This window comes from Mycetocola sp., assembly GCF_046716805.1.
Taxonomy (GTDB): Bacteria; Actinomycetota; Actinomycetes; order Actinomycetales; family Microbacteriaceae; genus Mycetocola_A.
Genome location: NZ_JBKJWH010000009.1, coordinates 1 through 19,184, shown reverse-complemented (window position 1 = coordinate 19,184; position 19,184 = coordinate 1). Strand labels below are relative to the sequence as shown.

At 67.7% G+C, this 19,184-nt stretch carries 20 protein-coding genes and 1 pseudogene; 17 read left to right on the top strand and 4 right to left on the bottom strand.

Annotation, left to right across the window (positions count from 1 at the left end):
- The first annotated feature begins 21 nt into the window (after positions 1 to 21).
- Positions 22 to 579: a MarR family winged helix-turn-helix transcriptional regulator gene (locus ACLQ62_RS00735; RefSeq protein WP_411719743.1), complete on the top strand. Its 558-nt coding sequence runs from the start codon at positions 22 to 24 to the stop codon at positions 577 to 579.
- Between the two features lie 2 nt (positions 580 to 581).
- On the opposite strand, the gene ACLQ62_RS00730 is transcribed toward ACLQ62_RS00735, so the two are convergent.
- Positions 582 to 2,054 (bottom strand): SDR family oxidoreductase, encoded by a 1,473-nt coding sequence (locus tag ACLQ62_RS00730; protein ID WP_411719742.1) that lies wholly within the window; start codon positions 2,052 to 2,054, stop codon positions 582 to 584.
- 74 nt (positions 2,055 to 2,128) lie between these two features.
- Between ACLQ62_RS00730 and hemE the strand changes: the two genes are divergently transcribed.
- The 12 genes from hemE (at position 2,129) to ACLQ62_RS00670 (ending at position 12,740) form a co-directional block, all read left to right on the top strand.
- Positions 2,129 to 3,244, top strand: coding sequence for a uroporphyrinogen decarboxylase (gene hemE / locus ACLQ62_RS00725; RefSeq protein WP_411719741.1), 1,116 nt, complete (start codon positions 2,129 to 2,131; stop codon positions 3,242 to 3,244).
- Complete coding sequence (hemG, locus tag ACLQ62_RS00720) at positions 3,241 to 4,770, top strand: protoporphyrinogen oxidase (protein WP_411719740.1); 1,530 nt, start codon at positions 3,241 to 3,243, stop codon at positions 4,768 to 4,770. The genes hemE and hemG overlap by 4 nt, the downstream gene beginning before the upstream one ends.
- A gap of 43 nt (positions 4,771 to 4,813) precedes the next feature.
- The gene (locus ACLQ62_RS00715; RefSeq protein WP_411719739.1) at positions 4,814 to 5,179 is read left to right on the top strand and encodes a YtxH domain-containing protein; all 366 of its coding nucleotides are present in this window, start codon (positions 4,814 to 4,816) and stop codon (positions 5,177 to 5,179) included.
- Positions 5,180 to 5,197: 18 nt separating this feature from the next.
- On the top strand, positions 5,198 to 5,611 hold the full coding sequence (locus ACLQ62_RS00710) for a phage holin family protein (RefSeq protein WP_411719738.1): 414 nt from the start codon (positions 5,198 to 5,200) through the stop codon (positions 5,609 to 5,611).
- Positions 5,598 to 5,855: a hypothetical protein gene (locus ACLQ62_RS00705; protein WP_411719737.1), complete on the top strand. Its 258-nt coding sequence runs from the start codon at positions 5,598 to 5,600 to the stop codon at positions 5,853 to 5,855. Before ACLQ62_RS00710 ends, ACLQ62_RS00705 begins: the two co-directional genes overlap by 14 nt.
- 135 nt (positions 5,856 to 5,990) lie before the next feature.
- Entirely contained in the window at positions 5,991 to 6,713 is a 723-nt protein-coding gene (gene hemQ, locus ACLQ62_RS00700; protein WP_411719736.1) for a hydrogen peroxide-dependent heme synthase, read from the top strand.
- Positions 6,710 to 7,891: a ferrochelatase gene (locus ACLQ62_RS00695; RefSeq protein WP_411719735.1), complete on the top strand. Its 1,182-nt coding sequence runs from the start codon at positions 6,710 to 6,712 to the stop codon at positions 7,889 to 7,891. The genes hemQ and ACLQ62_RS00695 overlap by 4 nt, the downstream gene beginning before the upstream one ends.
- Positions 7,888 to 8,847 (top strand): hydroxymethylbilane synthase, encoded by a 960-nt coding sequence (hemC, locus tag ACLQ62_RS00690; protein WP_411719734.1) that lies wholly within the window; start codon positions 7,888 to 7,890, stop codon positions 8,845 to 8,847. Before ACLQ62_RS00695 ends, hemC begins: the two co-directional genes overlap by 4 nt.
- A gap of 11 nt (positions 8,848 to 8,858) precedes the next feature.
- Positions 8,859 to 9,665 carry a uroporphyrinogen-III synthase gene (locus ACLQ62_RS00685; protein WP_411719733.1) on the top strand — a complete coding sequence of 269 codons (807 nt, stop codon included), beginning with the start codon at positions 8,859 to 8,861 and terminating at the stop codon, positions 9,663 to 9,665.
- A gap of 113 nt (positions 9,666 to 9,778) precedes the next feature.
- Complete coding sequence (gene hemB / locus ACLQ62_RS00680) at positions 9,779 to 10,705, top strand: porphobilinogen synthase (protein WP_411719753.1); 927 nt, start codon at positions 9,779 to 9,781, stop codon at positions 10,703 to 10,705.
- Positions 10,702 to 12,021: a glutamate-1-semialdehyde 2,1-aminomutase gene (hemL, locus tag ACLQ62_RS00675; RefSeq protein WP_411719732.1), complete on the top strand. Its 1,320-nt coding sequence runs from the start codon at positions 10,702 to 10,704 to the stop codon at positions 12,019 to 12,021. The genes hemB and hemL overlap by 4 nt, the downstream gene beginning before the upstream one ends.
- A 95-nt stretch (positions 12,022 to 12,116) precedes the next feature.
- Positions 12,117 to 12,740: a hypothetical protein gene (locus ACLQ62_RS00670; protein WP_411719731.1), complete on the top strand. Its 624-nt coding sequence runs from the start codon at positions 12,117 to 12,119 to the stop codon at positions 12,738 to 12,740.
- 283 nt (positions 12,741 to 13,023) lie between these two features.
- On the opposite strand, the gene ACLQ62_RS00665 is transcribed toward ACLQ62_RS00670, so the two are convergent.
- Entirely contained in the window at positions 13,024 to 14,034 is a 1,011-nt protein-coding gene (locus ACLQ62_RS00665) for an MDR family oxidoreductase (protein WP_411719730.1), read from the bottom strand.
- Positions 14,035 to 14,074: 40 nt separating this feature from the next.
- Here ACLQ62_RS00665 and ACLQ62_RS00660 point away from each other — a divergent pair, with 40 nt between their 5' ends.
- On the top strand, positions 14,075 to 15,460 hold the full coding sequence (locus ACLQ62_RS00660; RefSeq protein WP_411719729.1) for an MFS transporter: 1,386 nt from the start codon (positions 14,075 to 14,077) through the stop codon (positions 15,458 to 15,460).
- 322 nt (positions 15,461 to 15,782) lie between these two features.
- The gene (locus ACLQ62_RS00655; RefSeq protein ID WP_411719728.1) at positions 15,783 to 16,034 is read left to right on the top strand and encodes a hypothetical protein; all 252 of its coding nucleotides are present in this window, start codon (positions 15,783 to 15,785) and stop codon (positions 16,032 to 16,034) included.
- Here the strand turns inward: ACLQ62_RS00655 and ACLQ62_RS00650 are convergent.
- Both ACLQ62_RS00650 and ACLQ62_RS00645 read right to left on the bottom strand, forming a co-directional pair.
- Positions 16,031 to 16,936 carry a rhodanese-related sulfurtransferase gene (locus ACLQ62_RS00650; RefSeq protein WP_411719727.1) on the bottom strand — a complete coding sequence of 302 codons (906 nt, stop codon included), beginning with the start codon at positions 16,934 to 16,936 and terminating at the stop codon, positions 16,031 to 16,033. The genes ACLQ62_RS00655 and ACLQ62_RS00650 overlap by 4 nt on opposite strands.
- Before the next feature lie 130 nt (positions 16,937 to 17,066).
- On the bottom strand, positions 17,067 to 17,831 hold the full coding sequence (locus tag ACLQ62_RS00645; RefSeq protein WP_411719726.1) for an IclR family transcriptional regulator: 765 nt from the start codon (positions 17,829 to 17,831) through the stop codon (positions 17,067 to 17,069).
- Between the two features lie 149 nt (positions 17,832 to 17,980).
- Between ACLQ62_RS00645 and ACLQ62_RS00640 the strand changes: the two genes are divergently transcribed.
- Both ACLQ62_RS00640 and ACLQ62_RS00635 read left to right on the top strand, forming a co-directional pair.
- The gene (locus ACLQ62_RS00640; protein WP_411719725.1) at positions 17,981 to 18,922 is read left to right on the top strand and encodes an acetaldehyde dehydrogenase (acetylating); all 942 of its coding nucleotides are present in this window, start codon (positions 17,981 to 17,983) and stop codon (positions 18,920 to 18,922) included.
- 2 nt (positions 18,923 to 18,924) lie between these two features.
- Positions 18,925 to 19,184, top strand: a pseudogene (locus tag ACLQ62_RS00635) (4-hydroxy-2-oxovalerate aldolase); the annotation flags it as partial.

The following is a 19,184-nucleotide window of genomic DNA, read 5'->3' as shown; positions in this document are numbered from 1 at the left end:
GCTTTCTCGTAGAATAGCGGAATGACCTCCGATCGCACACCTCCCGATTCTGCGGCCTGGTTGCTTGATCCCCGCGTCATCGACCCGAGCCAGGAGCTCGTCAAGCGCTCCGCCATGGACGACGACGAGGTCGATTCCATCGTGGGTGTCCTCGCCGCGCTCCGCACCTGGCGTGAAGCCGAACAGGCGATGAGTGAGGCTTCGCAGAAGCACATGAAGCTCAATGCCACAGACATGAAGGCTCTCCGCTTCCTCATGGCATCCCGCAACGTCGGGGCCGTGGTGACGCCGGGGCTCCTCGCCGAGACGCTGCGTATCTCGACGGCGTCCACGACGAAACTGCTCGATCGGCTGGAGCGGGCCGGTCACGTGCTCCGTTCGCCGCACCCGACCGATCGCCGTGCCCTGATGATCACGGTGACGGATGCCACGCGCACCGACGCGCGCGAGAGCGTCGGCCGAATCCACGCACGCCGGTTCGAGGCGGCCGCAAGGCTCAGCCCGGAGGAGCGGGACATCGTCATCCGGTTCCTCAGCGACCTCAGTGCGTTCGACGAGGGAGCGGGAGCCGATCAGTAAGATCAGGCCGGTCGCTTCTCGGCTTCGAGCGTGATCCGATTCGCCATGCCGTTGAAGATGACGCCGTGGAACGGCAGGATCACGATCCAGTACAGCCTGCCGGAGAGTCCCATCGGGAAGAACACCGCACGCTGGCGGTAACGCGAGCCACCTCCCTCGCGGGGTTCGATCTCCATCTCGAGCCATGCCTTGCCCGGCACCCGCATCTCGGCGCGGAGCCGCAGCCGGCGTTCATGCTCGATGGCCTCCACCCTCCAGAAGTCCAGGGCATCGCCCGTCTGCAGTTCCTGGGCGTGCCGCCGTCCGCGCCGGAGCCCCACCCCGCCGACGAGCTTGTCGAGCCAGCCGCGGAGCGCCCAGGCGAGCGGGAACGAATACCAGCCGTTGTCGCCGCCGATTCCTTCGATGACCGTCCAGAGCTGAGCGGCCGAGGCATCCGTCTCACGCACCTTGAGGTCGGTGAAGACGGTGTGCCCTGCCCAGTCCGGGTCGCTCGGCAGAGGGTCACTCGGCGCACCGTCGACCGACGCGTTCTGCCAGCTCGTCTCGACGTCGCCGTCGCGCATCCTCGCGAGCGCCAGTCGAACGGCACGGCGGTAACCGGTGAGCCCGCCCTCAAGGGGAGCGATGACCTCGTCGATGTCGTGCTCGCGCATGACGCAGTCGAACTGGAGCGACTCGACGATCGGCACGGCGACCGCCCGGGGAATCGGTGTGACGAGGTTCACCCACTGCGAGGCGAGCCACGGGGTGAGCACGGGCAGCGATGCGATGGCCCGCTGGGGGAGGCCGGCTTCGAGCGCGTAGCCGTTCATCATCTGCCCGTAGCGGAGGATGTCCGGGCCGCCGATGTCGAAGGTCCGGTTGATCTCGGGAGGCAGGTCAATCGCGGCGAGCAGGTAATGGAGGACGTCGCGGATGGCGATCGGCTGGATTCGGTTGCGCACCCATTTCGGCGCGGGCATGTACGGAAGCACCTCGGTGAGGTGCCGGATCATCTCGAACGAGGTCGACCCTGAGCCGATCACGACCCCTGCCTGGAACGCCACAGTGGGCACGCCTGACTCGAGCAGCGTCTTGCCGACGAAAACCCGCGACCGCAGGTGACGGGAGAGATCGGGAGAGTCCGGATGCAAGCCGCCGAGGTAGACGATGCGGGAGATCCCGGCCTCGCGCGCCGCGGATGCCACGCTCTCGGCCGCGTTGCGCTCCTCCAATTCGAAGTCACCCCGCCCGGTCATCGAATGCACGAGGTAGTAGAGAACGTCGATTCCCGCACTGGCGTGTGCCATGGCATCCCGGTCCTGCAGGGTGCCCTGAACGATCTCGACCTGCCCGGCCCACGGGACGTCGCGCAACTTATCGGGGGACCGAACGAGGACGCGCACCTCGTAACCGGCCGCCAGCAACCGCGGCACGAGCCGGCCGCCGACGTAGCCCGTTGAACCGGTGACCAGGATGTGCTTCGTTGCCATGCGGGAACAGTACATCGTCGCGATGCGCGGCAGCACAGGATTCGGATTGTCGGCTCCTTTGACACAATGAGGTTGTGCAGCTTTCTCAGAACCACCCGCTCGAAGCAGGACTGACCCACAATTCCCGGCTGATCACCGCCTATGGCGGCACCCGGCCGCCCGTCACGCCGGTGTGGTTCATGCGCCAGGCCGGCCGTTCGCTTCCCGAATACCGCGAGCTGCGGGTCGGCAACGCCATGCTCGACGCCTGCCTCACCCCCGAGTTGGCCAGCGAGATCACCCTGCAGCCGGTGCGCAGGCACGGCGTCGACGCCGGGATCTTCTTCAGCGACATCGTCGTACCGCTCAAGCAGGTTGGAGTGGACGTCGAGATCGTCCCAGGCAAAGGTCCCGTGCTCGGCAAGGCGGTGCGCACCGCAGCGGATGTCGACGAGCTCGTCGCCCTGGACCCGTCGGTTCTCGACGAAAGCCTCCTGCCGGTGATCGAAGCGGTGCGGCTCACGGTCGCCGAGCTCGGCACGACCCCGCTCATCGGCTTCGCCGGCGCTCCGTTCACTCTCGCCGCCTACCTGGTCGAGGGTGGACCGTCCAAGGACCACATCCACGCCCGCACGCTGATGCACGCCGAACCGGAAGCCTGGTCCCGACTGATGGCGTGGGTCGCCGAGGTCACCGGCCGGTTCCTCCGCGCCCAGGTGCTCGCCGGTGCGTCGGCGGCTCAGCTCTTCGACTCGTGGGCCGGGGCGCTCTCGCTCGACGACTATGTGCGTCACGTGGCACCGGCATCCGCTCGCGCCCTCGAACATGTGCGCGACCTCAGCTACACCACTGCGCCCTCTGAGCTCGATGTGCACGCGCCCGTTCATACCGTGCCGATCGTGCACTTCGGGGTCGGCACCGGGGAGCTGCTCAAGGCCATGCACGACATCGGCGCCGATGTCGTCGGAGTCGATTACCGGGTTCCGCTCGACGAGGCCTCCCGACGGCTCGGCGGCGTGGTTCCTGTCCAGGGCAACATCGATCCGGCGCTGCTGGCCGCGCCGTGGCCCGTTCTCGAAGCCCACGTGCGCGACGTGCTGGAGCGTGGCAAGAGCGCGCCCTCCCACGTGCTCAACCTCGGACACGGCGTCCCCCCGGAAACCGACCCGGCCGTGCTCACCCGGCTGGTGGAATTCGTGCACGCACAATGATCGAACCGCGGCACGTCGTGGTGATCGGCGGCGGGGCCGCCGGACTCGTCGCAGCGCTCGACTGCGCACGGGTCGGCATCCGGGTGACGGTCGTCGAGCGAGCCCAGGCACCGGGCGGATCCGTCGCGACGGAAACGGTGGCGGGCATCCGGGTCGACACCGGCGCTGAGAGCTACGCCACCCGCGGCGGAACGGTACGGGCACTCGTCGACAGCCTCGGACTGGCCGATGCCGTCGTCACGCCTGCTGTGGCCGGCGCCTGGGTGCGCCTGCCTGACGGCCGATCGGTTCCACTGCCGAAGGCCGGGCTGCTCGGCATCCCATCGAATCCGCTGGCCGACGACGTGCGGCGGGTGATCGGCTGGCGCGGTGCGGTGCGGGCCTACCTCGACCGCATCCGCCCTGTGCTGACCATCGGCCGCGAGCACAACCTGGGCGAACTGGTGGAACGCCGGATGGGCAAAGCCGTTCTTGAATCGCTTGTCGCCCCGGTCACCCGGGGTGTGTACTCGGCAGATCCGTACGATCTCGACGTCGCTCGCGCGGCACCGGGGCTCAACCGCGCACTGACCGTGGCCGGCTCGCTCTCCGGAGCCGTCGCGATGCTCCGCGCGGACGCCCCGGCCGGTTCAGCGGTCGAGGGGCTCCGCGGTGGGATGTCGACGCTCGTGGACGCACTCGTCGCCGAGATTCGCTCCCGCGAGGGAGAACTGCTCCTCGGGGTCGGTGCCACCGGCCTCGCCCGCGTTTCGGCGACCGGGCCGGTGCAGGATGCCGCGGCCGGCGCGTCCTGGCAGGTTGCTCTTGACGATGAGCGCGTCCTGGACGCCGACTACGTGATCATCGCCACACCGGAGGCCGACGCACTCCGTCTCCTGGCGCCCTTCTCGACCGGGATCAGCGCGGCTGAACCCACCGAGACTCCCACCGTCGAACTGGTGACCCTGGTGATCGACACGGCCGCGCTCGACGCCGCTCCCCGGGGGACAGGCGTCCTGGTCGCCGAGTCTGAGCGCTCGACCGTTCTCGCGAAGGCGCTGACGCACTCCACCGCCAAGTGGGAGTGGTTGCGCACGGAGGCCAGCGCGGAGCATCCGCACCGACACGTGGTCCGCCTGTCCTACGGCAGGCAGGGCGCCTCGAACCCGACGATCGAGCTCCCTGACGCCGACGTGCGCGGCATCGCCCTTCGCGATGCCGCTGAGATTCTCGGCGTGCCGCTCGACGACTCCCAGGTGGCGGGTTTCACCCGAACGATGTGGGGTGGAACCCTCCCGGGGGCAGCGCTCCGCCAGAGGGAACGCGCGGAAGCGCTGCGTGCCGCAGCCCTCGCCGTTGGTGATGTGGATGTCACCGGAGCCTGGCTCTCCGGCACCGGACTCGCCTCCGTCGTGCCGGACGCGCTCGCCGCATCCGCACGCATCCGGCACCTCGTTGCAAGCTCCTACCTGGAGTTCGGAGCGTTCGACGACGGGCATACCAGAACGGGCATGGGCAAAACCAGCCCGGACGAAACCGACGCGTAGGGTCTACGCTGGACAAGCTGATACCCGGACGAACGGAGTGAACATGAGCGGCAAGCTGATTTTCGTGGCAGGACTGGCCACCGGATACGTGCTCGGATCCCGTGCGGGTCGCGCACGTTACGAGCAGATCAAAAAGAACTGGCTCAAGGTTTGGGAGACGGACGCCGTTCAGGAAAAGGTCGAGCTGGTCGAGGACTTCGCGAAGTCCCGGGCGAGTGACCTGCCGAAGACGCTGTTCGCCGGTGTGAAGAAGGTCACGAACGCCATCAACGGCGAGGGAACGACCGGCCGGAAGTCGGGCGGGCCAGGGACGTCCTCCACGTCCACCTCCACGACGACCGATGCATCCTCTTACACCCCCCCGATCCCCGGGCAGACGGGCACATCGACTTCGAGCACCACCAATTAGGAGTCGGGGAGTTCTTTCATGACGGATCGCACCGTGAACGACAAGAACCGGGAACCGTTGGCGGCCCTGATCGGGAGCCTGCCTGCGCTGGTCTCGAACCTGATCAAGGCAGAGATCGACCAGGTCAAGACCAAGGCTGCGCACCTCGGCAGCTATGCGGGCAAGGGTGCCGTTTTCGTCGCGCTCGCCCTGATCTTCCTGTTCTTCGCTATCGGCACTCTCGTGGCTGTTGCGATCCTGGCGCTGGCGCTGGTGCTCCCCGCGTGGCTTTCCGCGCTCATCGTGTTCGTCGTCTTCCTGCTGATCGCCGTCGTGCTGGCGCTCATCGGGGTCAGCTACTTCAAAAAGATGAGCGCTGACCCGAATCCGATCGAGAGCGTGAAGAAAGACATCCGCGCTGTGAAGGGGGAGGGCGAATATGACCGCTATTAATCCTGCATATCCTGTTTCTCCCACGCCCGAGCAGGCGCGCGCAGAGCTCGTCTCCACGCTCAACGCCATCGAGGACAAGCTCAACGTTCCGCGCAAGGTGTCCCGTGCCGTCGCGCGCGGCCGGGTGGCCGCCGCGAAACTGCAACGGGAGAACCCCGCTGCGTTCGTGGGCGCCATCGCCGCTGTCGCCGCGGTGGCCGGTACAGCAGCCTGGGCTCTCGCGCGGGTGATCGCGGTTCGGTAGTTTCGAAGGCTTCACAGGAGATCGCACGATCTTCAGGATGCTTTTCGCGGTGGTTCCTGAGCTTTGCCGTGCGCATTCGCGGCGCGGGTGCCACAAGATTTGGGTCCTTCAGGTTTAGGAGTGATGATGTTAGGTATGACTCACCCGGCCTCTGCCGAGGCACCATCGACCATGCACACCCCCGAACCCGAAGGGAACCCCACCGGCTTCACGCTGTGGGCTGTCCTGCGCCGCGACCCGGAACATCGAGCGCCGCTGAGCGACCACGCCGTCTTCGAACTCGACGGCGCCGTGTCGCGCATCCAGGCCGACGGCGTGACCGTCCGCGGCTTCTACGACGTCTCGGGGCTCCGCTCCGATGCCGACCTGATGATCTGGCTGCACGGCGACACCGCGGATTCTCTCCAGCGGGCGCTCCGCGTTCTCCGGCGCACCAGCATCCTGCGCCACTTGCTCCCCACCTGGAACGCGATGGGTGTGCACCGTGAGGCCGAGTTCAACAAACGCCACATCCCCGGTTTCCTGCGCGGCATCGAACCGAAGGACTGGCTCACCGTCTACCCGTTCGTCCGCAGCTACGAATGGTACCTCCTGCCCGATGAGGAACGCAGCAAGATGCTCGCCGACCACGGTCGCAAGGGTGCAGCGTTCCGCGGCGCCATCGCGAACACCGTCTCCGCGTTCGCGCTCGGCGACTACGAGTGGATCCTCCCGATCGAGTCGGACGACCTGCTCGAGCTCGTCGACCTCATGCGTGACCTCCGTGCGACGGATGCCCGCAGGCACGTCCGCGAAGAGGTCCCGTTCTACACCGGTCGCCGCATCGCCACCACCGAGATCCCGGAGGTCCTCCAGTGACCGACGCCGTCCTCGGCGCGACGGATGCAGCGGCATCCGGCGAACCGCACATCACCGAGCCGGTCGCCTACGACGCGATCCTGCTCGCCGGTTTCGGCGGTCCTGAAGGCCAGGACGACGTCATCCCGTTCCTGCGCAACGTCACGCGCGGGCGCGGCATCCCCGAGGAACGCCTCGAGGAGGTCGCGCATCACTACCGCCATTTCGGCGGTGTGAGCCCGATCAACGACCAGAACCGGCAGCTCAAGGCCGCACTGGAGGCCGAGCTGGCCGCGCGCGGCATCGACCTGCCTGTGCTGTGGGGCAACCGCAATTGGGACCCGTACCTTCGCGACGCTCTCGTCGAGGCCGACAAGCGTGGCTACACGAAGCTCATCGCCATCGCGACAAGTGCCTACTCGTCGTACTCCAGCTGCCGGCAGTACCGCGAGGACTTCGCTCTCGCCCTCGACGAGACCAGCCTGTTCGGCCACATCGCGATCGACAAAGTGCGCCAGTTCTTCGACCACCCCGGCTTCGTGACGCCCTTCATCGACGGCGTCCGCGACGGGCTCACCCAGATCCAGCGCGACAACGCGGGCATCGACCTGTTCTCCGAGGTCGAGATCCTCTTCTCCACCCACTCGATTCCGTCGACGGATGCCGCCAGGTCCGGCCCCGCAGAACGCGGTTTCGGTGAGGGCGGCGCATACGCCGCACAGCACAACGCCGTCGCCGAGGTCGTTATCGAATCGGTGAAGCGTGAACTCGCCCTCGAGGGTGAGCTTGCCTGGCAGCTGGTCTACCAGTCCCGCTCAGGCCCGCCGAGCATGCCCTGGCTCGAGCCAGACATCAACGACGCCATCGCGGAGTTGCCCGCCCGTGGCATCCGTGCCGTCGTCATCGTGCCGCTGGGTTTCGTGAGCGACCACATGGAAGTGCTCTGGGACCTCGACAACGAGGCCACCGAGTCGGCCGAAGAGAACAAGCTGTACTCGGTTCGCGTACCGACGCCTGGCACGCACGCCGCGTACGTCTCCGGTCTCATCGACCTCGTGCTCGAGCGTCGCGACGGGGTCCCCGTCGCGGACCGCCCGGCGATGACCGAACTCGGCCCCTGGTACGACGTGTGCCGCCCCGGATGCTGTGAAAACGTCCGTTCCGGGTTCAAGCCGGCCCTCGCCGGACTGCAGCCATGACCCTGCGGATCGGAACGCGGGGCAGCGCCCTTGCGATGGCGCAGACCGGAGACATCGCCCGCGCGATCACGGCGGCGACCGGCGTTGCCACCGAACTCGTCCCGGTGACCACCCACGGCGACGTGTCCCGCGAGTCACTGTCCAGCCTCGGCGGCACCGGGGTGTTCGCGTCAGCGCTTCGTGAGTTCCTCCTGCGCGGGGAATGCGACATCGTCGTGCACTCGATGAAGGACCTGCCGACCGTCGCGTACGCCGGGCTCCGGATCGGCGCCGTTCCGGTGCGGGCAGACGCCCGCGACACCCTGTGCGCTCGCGACGGCCTCACCCTCGAGACGCTGCCCAGCGGCGCCCGGGTGGGCACGGGGTCGCCGCGCCGCGCCGCGCAGCTCGCTGCCGTGCGCCCGGACCTGCAGGTCATCGACATCCGCGGCAATGTGGGAACCCGGCTCGGCTTCGTCTCCTCCGGCGAACTCGACGCCGTCGTCCTCGCGGCAGCCGGGCTCAGCCGTCTCGGGCAACTCGACGTCGTCACCGACTATCTCGAACTCGACGACTGGCCGACCGCGCCGGCACAGGGGGCGCTCGCCATCGAGGTCCGCACGGCGATCTTCGACGACCGTGACGGGCACGCCGACGTCTTTGCTGCCCTCGAAGCGATCGAGCACCAGGACACCCGGGCCGCGGCATCCGCCGAACGTGCGGTGCTCTCGAGGCTCGAGGCAGGCTGCGCCGCCCCGATCGGGGCCCACGCGACAGTCACCCCAGATGGGGTCAGTCTCACGGCGGCGGTTTACGCGCCCGACGGATCGGGTACGCTCAGGCTCAACCGGCGAGCCGCTTTCGCGACCTCAGCCGTACACGAGATCATCGGGACGGCGGAGAGCGTTGGCAGTGACCTTGCCGACGAGCTGCTGGCCCAGGGCGCGGCTACCCTCGCACCCCTCCGGCAGAGCTGAAGGCAGTCATCATGTCCACACCCGCATCGTCGAAGCCGCTGAAGGGCTGGCGCATCCTTGTGCCGCGCGGTGGACCGTGGGGTGACAGCGTCGCCGCGGATCTCCGCGCCCGCGGGGCGACCCCGGTTGTCGCACCGATGATCAACTTCGCCCCGACCGACGACCCTGAGCGGCTGACCACCGCCCTTGCCGCTCTGGCGGACGGCGCCTTCGACTGGCTCACCGTCACAAGTGCCACGACGGTCGACGTCATGTATTCGCAGGGCGTGAGCATCCCCGAACGCACCCGCGTCGCCGCCGTCGGTGAGACCACGGCCGCCGCGCTCCAGGCCGTCGGCTACCGCGTCGATCTCGTGCCGGCCAAGGACAACTCGGCCAGGGGCATGCTCTCGGAACTCATGCGGCTGGAGCCGAAACCGAAACGCTTCCTCACCCTTCGCTCCGAAATCGCCAAGCCGCTGCTGACCCAGGGACTGGTCCGCGCGGGACACGACGTCGAGTCGGTCGTCGCCTACCGCACCATCGGCGAACCCGTTTCGGAGAGGATCATCGAAGACGTCCGCTCCGGCCGGATCAATGGCATCCTCGTCACCAGTGGCAGCGTGGCACAGCAAGTCGTCGAACAGTTCGGCGAACTGCCCGAGTCGACGCTCGTCGCAGCGATCGGGCCGAGGACAGCACACGACGCGGCCAATTTCGGCCTCATGATCCATGTTGTTTCCCGGCACCAGACGGTCGCCGCGCTGCTCGACACCATGGTGGCGCTCGTCGAAGCCGGGGACGCCCCTCGATCGGCCGACTCTGCGCTGGACCACTGACGCCGCTCGGGCCAGGCGCCGGCGCATTCGGTGGGAGTTCAGCCGCCGACGCGTAGGCTGAACGGGTGAACGTACCCGTGATTCGTCCCCGCAGACTCCGCCAGACCCCCGCCATGCGCCGCCTCGTCTCAGAGACCCGGGTGCATCCGGCGGAACTCGTCCTCCCGCTCTTCGTCCGCGAGGGGGTGCGCGCGCCCGTACCGATTTCCTCGATGCCCGGCGTCTCACAGCACACCCTCGATTCCCTCAAACGTGCTGCAGCGGACGCCGCAGAGGCCGGCGTCGGCGGCGTCATGCTCTTCGGTGTGCCCGCCATCAGGGACGCCGTCGGATCCGGCGCCACCGACCCGAACGGCATCCTCAACGTGGCGACCGCGGCCGTTGTGGCCGAAGTCGGCGACGCGCTCGTCGTGCAGACGGACCTGTGCCTGGACGAGTTCACCGATCACGGGCACTGCGGCGTTCTCGACGACGCGGGGCGCGTGGACAACGACGCCACCCTCGAACGGTACGTCGACATGGCGCTGGTCCAGGCGGATGCCGGATCGAGCATACTGGGGCTCAGCGGCATGATGGACGGGCAGGTGGACGCCGTCCGCTCTGCTCTCGATGAAGCCGGCTTCCTCGACACCGCAATCCTCGCCTACTCCGCCAAGTACGCCTCCGCCTTCTACGGCCCGTTTCGCGAGGCCGTCGACTCTCAGCTGCGCGGAGACCGCCGCAGTTACCAGCTCGACCCGGCCAACCGACGTGAGGGCATGCGTGAGGCGACGCTCGACATGTCGGAGGGCGCAGACATCGTCATGGTGAAGCCCGCAGGCAGCTACCTGGACGTGCTGGCCGATGTCGCCGCCATGAGCGATATTCCGGTCTGGGCATACCAGGTCTCCGGCGAGTACGCGATGATCGAGGCGGCGGCGCAAAACGGCTGGATCGACCGGCGCCGAGCGATCGAGGAGTCCGTCGTCGGCATCCGCCGGGCCGGAGCCGATGCCGTCCTGACCTACTGGGCGACCGAACTCGCGGGGTGGCTCCGATGAAAAACGACGACCTCTTCACCCGCGCGAAGCTGTCCATCCCCGGCGGTGTGAACTCGCCGGTGCGCGCCTTCGGCTCCGTCGGCGGAACCCCCCGCTTTCTCGTGAAGGCATCCGGTGCCACGGTGACGGATGCCGACGGAACCGAATACGTCGACCTCGTCGGGTCCTGGGGCCCGGCGATCCTCGGTCACGCCCACCCGGATGTGGTGCGTGCGGTGCAGGAGGCTGCTGCCCGCGGCCTCTCCTTCGGCGCGTCGACCCCTGCTGAGACCGAACTGGCCGAGCTGGTCAAGGAGCGGGTTTCCGCAGTCGGTCTCTCACCGATCGAAAAGCTCCGCCTGGTGTCCACAGGAACAGAGGCCACGATGACGGCGATCCGGCTGGCCCGCGGTTTCACCGGCCGGGACCTGCTGGTGAAATTCGCCGGGCACTACCACGGCCACTCCGACGGCCTCCTCGCCGAAGCCGGCTCCGGTCTTGCCACTCTCGCCCTGCCCGGATCGGCCGGGGTCCCCGCGGCGATCGCCGCCCAGACCCTCGTTCTGCCATACAACGACCTGGACGCACTCCGCGTCGTGTTCGCCGAGCGTGGCGGCCAGATCGCCGCCGTGATCATCGAAGCGGCGGCCGCCAACATGGGGGTGCTCGCCCCCGATCAGGGCTTCAACGCCGCCGTGCACGAACTCGCCCACGAGCATGGCGCCCTCGTCATTCTCGACGAGGTCCTCACCGGTTTCCGGGTCAGCTCTTCCGGCTACTGGGGTCTGTCGCTCGCCGACGGTCCGCTCTACTCGCCTGACCTGTTCACCTTCGGTAAGGTCATCGGCGGAGGTATGCCGCTCGCGGCATTGGGTGGGCGCGCCGACATCATGGACTACCTCGCGCCACAGGGACCGGTGTACCAGGCGGGCACGCTCTCGGGGAACCCGGTCGCCGTCGCAGCGGGACTGGCCACTCTGGAACGCGCGACGCCGGCTGTGTACGAGCGTCTGGACGCGGCATCCGCCGTGCTCTCCGAGGCGGTGTCGGCTGCCCTCAGCCGGGAGGGTGTTGCCCACGTCGTTCAGCGCGCCGGTAACCTGTTCAGCTTCGTCTTCGCCGAGCAACGGCCGCGCAATTACGCGCAAGCGCAAGCGCAGGAAGCCTGGCGGTACGCGCCGTTCTTCCACGCGATGCTCGACGGTGGGGTGTCCCTTCCGCCGAGCGTGTTCGAGGCGTGGTTCGTCTCGGCTGCGCACGACGAGCGGGTGCTCTCCCGGATCATCGAGGCGTTGCCCGCCGCGGCGCGGGCGGCAGCGGCGGCGAAACCGGTCTGAGCGGTTACTTCGGCAGGAGACCTCACAAGCTGGACGTTACCTCTTTGTGAGGTTTCGTGACGGGAATTGTCGCAGGTCACCGGCAGACTAGGGGGATGGCTCGACTCCTGCTGCACTCCGATCGTCTTGAAGTCATTCTGTCGACCGCTGAAAAGACACTTTCGCTTCGCCGGGAGAACATCGTGGTGCCGCGCTCGTCGATTCGTTCGGCCACGCTGACGGACGATCCGTGGATCTGGGTGCGCGGCATCCGGGCGCCGGGCACGGCCATTCCCCTCACCCTCGCGGTGGGGCAGTGGAAGTTCCACGGCGGCAAGGATTTCCTCGTGCTCAAGGGCACGAAGCCGTCGGTGGTCATTGACATAGCCGACGAGGAATTCTCCCGACTGATCATCACGACCAAACACGGCATGGAACTCGTTTCGAAGCTGCAGCTCGACGTGAAGCCGGTGAAGAAGTCGCCGCGTGCGCGCAAGACGACCCCGCAGGTGACGCCGAAACCCAAGCGAGTGGTGGCACCGCGAACGGATGCCGACGCGCCGGCCGCCAGCGGTTCGCCGGCACCCACCGATGTCACCGTTGATGCCACGGCGACCGTCACGCCGAAGACGGCAGCGGCTGCCGCCAGGACGCGGGCTCCGCGCCGCACCAGGGCGAGCAAAGTGACGACCCCGGCTGCCGCCGACGACAACGCTGCCACTCCCACCGACACGGTCTGAACCGGCCGAATGCCGGGCCCCTCAGGGGTCTCGGTGCAGCCTGCGCGTGCGCCGTCGCCGGTCTTTCTGCCACGCGCCGGTGCAGTCGCACCTGCGGGAGCCCGTTTCACCCGCGCACCTCCAGGTGCCGCGCCCTCCTTCCGGTGCCGACGGCTCACGGCTCCGCTGTCCGGGGTGTCGCGGCAGGTGCGTACGGCGCGGGTCCTTTTGTCACGCGCGCGCGCAGTTTCACCCGCGCGAGGCCGCCGCACCGGCGCAAGGGCTCGAACCGGTCTCGGAAGCCTCAGGCGTTGACGTCGACGACGGTGCGGCCGCGAACGCTTCCGGCCAGGATGCGCTCGGCGCTCTCCTTCGCCGCGGCGAGGGGGATCACCTCCGTCATCGCGTCGAGCAGGTCGAGGTCGAGGTCACGCTCCAGTCGCGCCCACGCATGCTGACGCAACGCGAGTGGGGTCTGCACGGAGTTGATGCCCGCCAGGCTCACTCCGCGGAGGATGAACGGCAAAACGCTCCCCGGCAGCTCGGCGCCCTGGGCCAGACCGCACGCTGTGGCTACTCCGCCGTCCTGGAGCTGGGCGATCGCGTTGACGAGGGAGTGGCTTCCGACCGCGTCGACAACGGCGGCGTAACGCTGGGATTGCATCGGTTTGCCCGGCTCGGAGAGGGTCGATCGGTCGAGGATCTCCGCGGCGCCGAGCGTCGTCAGGTACTCGCCTTCGCTCTCGACGCGCCCGGTCGATGCAATCACAGTGAAGCCCAGCCCCGCGAGTAGAGCGACCGCGATCGAGCCGACGCCCCCGGCTGCGCCGGTGACGAGCACGGCACCATCGCTCGGGGAGACACCGTGGCGCTCGACCGCGAGCACTGACAGCATCGCCGTGAAGCCCGCGGTACCGATGGCCGCTGCGCGAAGCGGGCCGATGGCCTCCGGAACTTGAACCAGCGAGGAGCCGTCCACTCGGGCGCGCTGCGCCAGGCCGCCGTGGAAGCTCTCCCCGAGGCCGGCGCCGTTCAGGACGACCACGTCGCCCGATGCCCGGTCCGTGAGCTCAGACGATTCGACGGTGCCGACAAGATCGATGCCCGGGATGAGCGGCCATGCCCTGACCACGCCCGGTCGCCCGCACAATGCGAGTCCGTCCTTGTAGTTGATGCTCGAATACTGCACAGAGACGACCGTGTCGCCCGCTATCAGGTCGCTGTCGGAGAGTTCGCGAACGGATGCCGTTTGCGTGGCTGCCCCCGAGGCATCCGTCTCTTTCGAAACCCACCAGGCCTGGAACGTCGTCGTCATGGGACCAGCCTAGGGGTGGCGCGGGGGGCAGAATGGGGGGATGCTCAACCGGCCGCTCGCGCTTCTCGTCGCCGGAACCGCGTTCATGGAGATCCTCGACGGCACGATCATCCAGACCGCGGCGCCGGCGATGGCCGCCGACTTCGGCGTGCGTGCTGTGGACATCAACCTCGCAATGACCGTGTATCTGCTGACGCTCGCGGTCGGAGTGCCGGTCAGCGGCTGGCTTGCCGACCGGTTCGGCACGAAGCGGATCTTCTGCATCGCCATCGTGGTCTTCACGATCGCGTCGGCGCTCTGCGCGGTGAGCACGTCGCTGCCGATGCTGTGCGCGATGCGGGTGCTGCAGGGCATCGGTGGCGCGATGATGGTGCCCGTCGGACGGCTGGCGGTGCTCCGCGCCGTCGGTAAACGCGACCTGCTGGATGCCATGGCGTACCTGACCTGGCCGGCGCTGCTGGCGCCGGTGCTTGCCCCGGTGCTCGGCGGAGTCCTGGCCGACACGGTCGGCTGGAAGTGGATCTTCCTGATCAACATCCCGCTCGGGATTGTCGCGTTTCTGGCGGCTTTGACGTACTTGCCGGCTCTCGACGAACGAGACCGGGAGGGGCTGGACTGGTGGGGATTCGTCCTCGTCGGCATCGCTCTGGCGGCGCTCCTCCTCGGCATGGAACAGGTCGGTGGCGAACCCGTCGACTGGCTGCTCGGTGCCGGGCTGCTCGCGCTGGCGGCGGGCGCCGGTGCCGGAGCGTTCCTGCGATTGCGGCGGGCGAAGCATCCGCTCCTCGACCTTTCGGCGCTGCGCATCCACACCTTCCGGGTCGGGAACGTCGGTGGCGGGATGTACCGGCTGCTCATCGGGGCGGCACCGTTCCTGTTCGTGCTGCTGTTCCAGGCTGGCTTCGGCTGGAGTGCGTCGCAGGCCGGGCTCATGGTCATGGCGGTGTTCCTCGGCAACATCCTGATCAAGCCGGCGACCAGCCCGCTGATCCGTCGGTTCGGGTTCCGCCGGGTGATCGTCGGCTCGAATCTCTGCGGTGCTCTCGTTTACGCCGGCTGCGTGTTCCTCACCCCGGGCACGCCGCTGCCGATCACCGCCCTGCTGCTCTTCGCGAGCGGCGTGTTCCGTTCGATCGGGTTCAGCGGCTACAACTCGGTGCAGTTCGCCGACGTGCCGCCAGCCTTGACGTCACGGGCGAACACCCTCGCGTCGACGATGCAGCAGGTCGCCACGGGGCTCGGAATCGCCGTAGCCGCGCTTGTCGTGCGGGTCACGACGGCGGCGGCGGATGCTGTCGACCCGGGCTCGCCCGAACTCGGCTATCGCTGGGCGTTCGGCGTTGTGGCGGTGCTGCTGTTGCTGCCCGCGATCGAAGCAGCCCGGATGCCGGCGCAGGCGGGCGACGAGGTCGCGGTGCGGCGCTGAGGGGGGCGAGACGGCGGGCGGCGGCATGATGCACCGGCGCCCATGGGCGCCTGACCACACCCTCGGCACAGGACTTCGTCGCCCGCCTGGGTTGTCAAAGAAGCTGTCGCCCGCCTGGGTTGTCCACACGCACTCAAAGCAGGAGATCGAACGGTTCGCAGGATGCTTTCGCGATTTTCGGCCTGTCAAACGTGCGATCTCCTGCAGAGCGTGCGAAGCGCTCTTTCCCTGTGTCGTGTCGCGCGCACCCGCGGCGCAAGGCCTTGCCGTCACAGAGTCGACCCGCCTAGCGTCGGGAGTACGCAACGAAGGGAACAAACCCATGAGTGACACCGAGAACGGCTCCCCGAAGAACGCCCTGCCAGACGGCCTCGCCGCGACACCCGAAGTCGTCGACGCACAATTCGTCGACCAGGGTTTCAGCGAGGACATCGTCTCCTCGCCTGCGGCGCGCGGCCAGGACTACGACGGCGACAACGAGGTACTCAAGGAGCACTACAACACCGACGACGCCGATCCGGATGCCGCCGACGAGATCCTCAACGACCAGATCGACGGTCGCACCGACGGCTAACCCGCGAGAGCCGCGTGCGCCTCGCAGAGGGGCGCCGCGGCCGCGTGCTCGGCGCAGAGCACGAGCTGGGTGCGGCAGGAGGCATCCGAACAGTTCTGCATGTGCCGGGACGCCGCGCCGCAGATCGCGCAGGACCCGACCACGGCCGCATGGTCGGAAAAGTCCATCGACATGCGGTTGTCGAACACGTAGAGCGACCCCTCCCAGAGGCCGTCGTCTCCGTAGGTCTCGCCGTAGCGAACCACGCCTCCGTCGAGCTGGTACACCTCGCCGAAACCGCGGCTCTTCATCAGCCCGGACAGCACTTCGCAGCGGATGCCACCGGTGCAGTACGTGACGACCGGCTTGTCCTTGAGGTGGTCGTATTTCCCGCTGTCGAGCTCGGCCACGAACTCGCGGGTGTTGGACACATCGGGGACGATGGCGTCCCTGAAGTGACCGATCTCCGCTTCGAACGCGTTGCGACCGTCGAAGAAGACGACGTCGTCGCCGCGTTCCGCGACGAGCTCGTGCAGTTCGCTCGGCTGCAGTTTGGTGCCGCCGCCGACCACACCGTTCTCATCCACCTCGAGTTCGCCCGGGGCGCCGAAGGAGACGATTTCGTCGCGCACCTTGACCACGAGCCGCGGAAAGTCGAGGCTCGCACCGCTCTCATCGAGACCGGTGCCCTCCGACCACTTCACGTCGAGGTTCTTGAACGCCGGGTACTCGCGGGTCTTGCGCAGGTACTTCTTGACCGCGGTCAGCTCGCCGCCGATCGTGCCGTTGAGGCCATCCTTCGAGAGCAGGATGCGCCCACGCAGGTTCAGCGATTCGGCGAGGTCACGCTGCCAGAGCCGGACGGCATCGGGGTCGGCCAGTGGCGTGAAGACGTAGTAGAGGAGGATCTTCGAGATGGCCACAGGTCGATTTTAGCGGCTGCTTGCTGGGTGGCCGTCGGGTCGGGTTGCGCTCAACAGGATGCCTTCGCCCACCGGAACGCTCAGCAGGAAAAATTGCTCGTTTCCGGGGGCCCGTTCCTGTCGAGCGTGCTCAGGCCGCGAAACCGAGCAGCGCGGAGAAGTGGGCGGCTCCGTCGCGTACGAGGTCGACCCAGTGCTCCTCGGGATGCTGCTCCCATCGCGCCGTCGACACCGAGATGCTGATCGCGGCGACGACGGCTCCCGACCCGTCACGGACCGGGGCGGCCGCACAGCGGATGTGCGGCGTCGACTCCTCGTTCTCGAACGCGACACCCCGCTCACGGATGCCAGCAAGCTCTGTTTCGAGTTCGGCCAGAGTTCCGATGCTGTGCTCCGTCATCCGCGGCAGGTTGCCGGGGTCGGTGAACCGGGCGGCGAGGGACTGCGGCGAGGCATAGGCGAGCAGGGCCTTACCGAGGCCAGTGACGTTGGCCGGCAGGCGCTGGCCGATGCTCGAGGGCAACCGGAGGTTGTCGTGGCTTTCGATCTTGGCGAGATAGAACACATCTCCTCCTTCGAGGAGAGCGACGCTGACGGTCTCACCGCTCCGAGCCGCGAGGTCCCGCGCCACGTCGTTGGCCGCCGAGAGCATGTCGAATCGGGCCGAGTACGCGTTGCCGAGCTGGAGGAGCCGAACGCCGAGTCGGAAGGTGCCGGTGACCTCGTCCTTCTGCAGGTACTCCCGGGCGACGAGCGTGGCCAGGAGCTCGTGGACCGAGGTCCGCGGAAGCCCGGTTCTCCGAACCACGTCCGGTGCGCTGAGCGGTGCGCTGTCATCGAGGAACAACTCCAGGATGTCGAGGGTCCGCAGCACGGCGGGGGTGAGTCGGGGCATGCCTTATGACTACCGGGGAAAGCGGGCGGCCGCAAATGCGCCCACATTGACAATGCCCCGAGAATCATATTCGATACCTAGAACAAGTGCCGAAGTTTCGAACAACTCGAGCGAGCGATGGCATCACAACGCAGTGAAAGGAGCGGAGCATGCCACAGGGCGTTCCCGCAGCCATCATCGGCTCAGGCAATATCGGTACTGACCTGATGATCAAGATCCTCCGAGGCAGCGGCATCCTCTCGATCACGGCCATGGTCGGCATCGATCCGAAATCCGACGGCCTCGCCCGCGCGGCCCGCCTCGGCGTCACCGCGATCGCCACCGGCGTCGACGGCCTCATCGCCTCGCCGGAGTTCGAGCGGCTAGAGATCGTCTTCGACGCCACCTCCGCCGGGGCCCACCGCTACAACGCCGAGAAGCTGCGCGCCGCGAAGCCCGGCATCCGCCTGATCGACCTCACCCCGGCGGCGATCGGCCCCTACTGCGTCCCAGTGGTGAACCTCGAGCAGAACCTCGACGCGCTCAACGTCAACATGGTCACCTGCGGTGGCCAGGCCACGATCCCAATCGTCGCCGCCGTCTCAGCTATCACCCCGGTGCACTACGCCGAGATCGTCGCCTCGATCTCAAGCAAGTCCGCCGGCCCGGGCACCCGCGCGAACATCGACGAGTTCACCGAGACCACCGCCGAGGCGCTGCAGAGCGTCGGCGGTGCCACAGCCAGCAAGGCGCTCATCGTCCTGAACCCGGCCGAACCGCCGATGATGATGCGCGACACCGTCTATGTGCTGACGGATGCTGCCGACCGCGACGCGATCGAAACATCCGTCGACGAGATGGTCGCCAAGGTCAACGCCTATGTCTCCGGCTACCGGCTCAAGCAGCGGGTGCAGTTCGATGAGATCACCGAACCGGTTCACGTTCCGGGCGTCGGGGAGTTCACCGGCCTCAAGACGAGCGTATTCCTCGAAGTCGAGGGCGCAGCCCACTACCTGCCCGCGTACGCCGGCAACCTCGACATCATGACATCGGCCGCACTCCGCACCGCTGAAACGATCGCCACCCGCGCCCTGACCCTGGAGGTGGCATAGCCATGACCGATTCCCTCGTTCCCGAGAAACTGTTCATCTCCGACGTCACCCTCCGTGACGGCAGCCACGCCGTACGGCACCAATACACCGTGAAGAACGTGCTCGACATCGTCACGGCGCTCGACGCCGCCGGTGTCGACAGCGTCGAGGTCGCCCACGGCGACGGACTCAACGGCTCGAGCGTCACCTACGGGTTCTCGCGCCACTCCGACGTCGAACTGATCGAAGCCGCCGCCGAGGCCGCGTCGAACATCGCCATCGC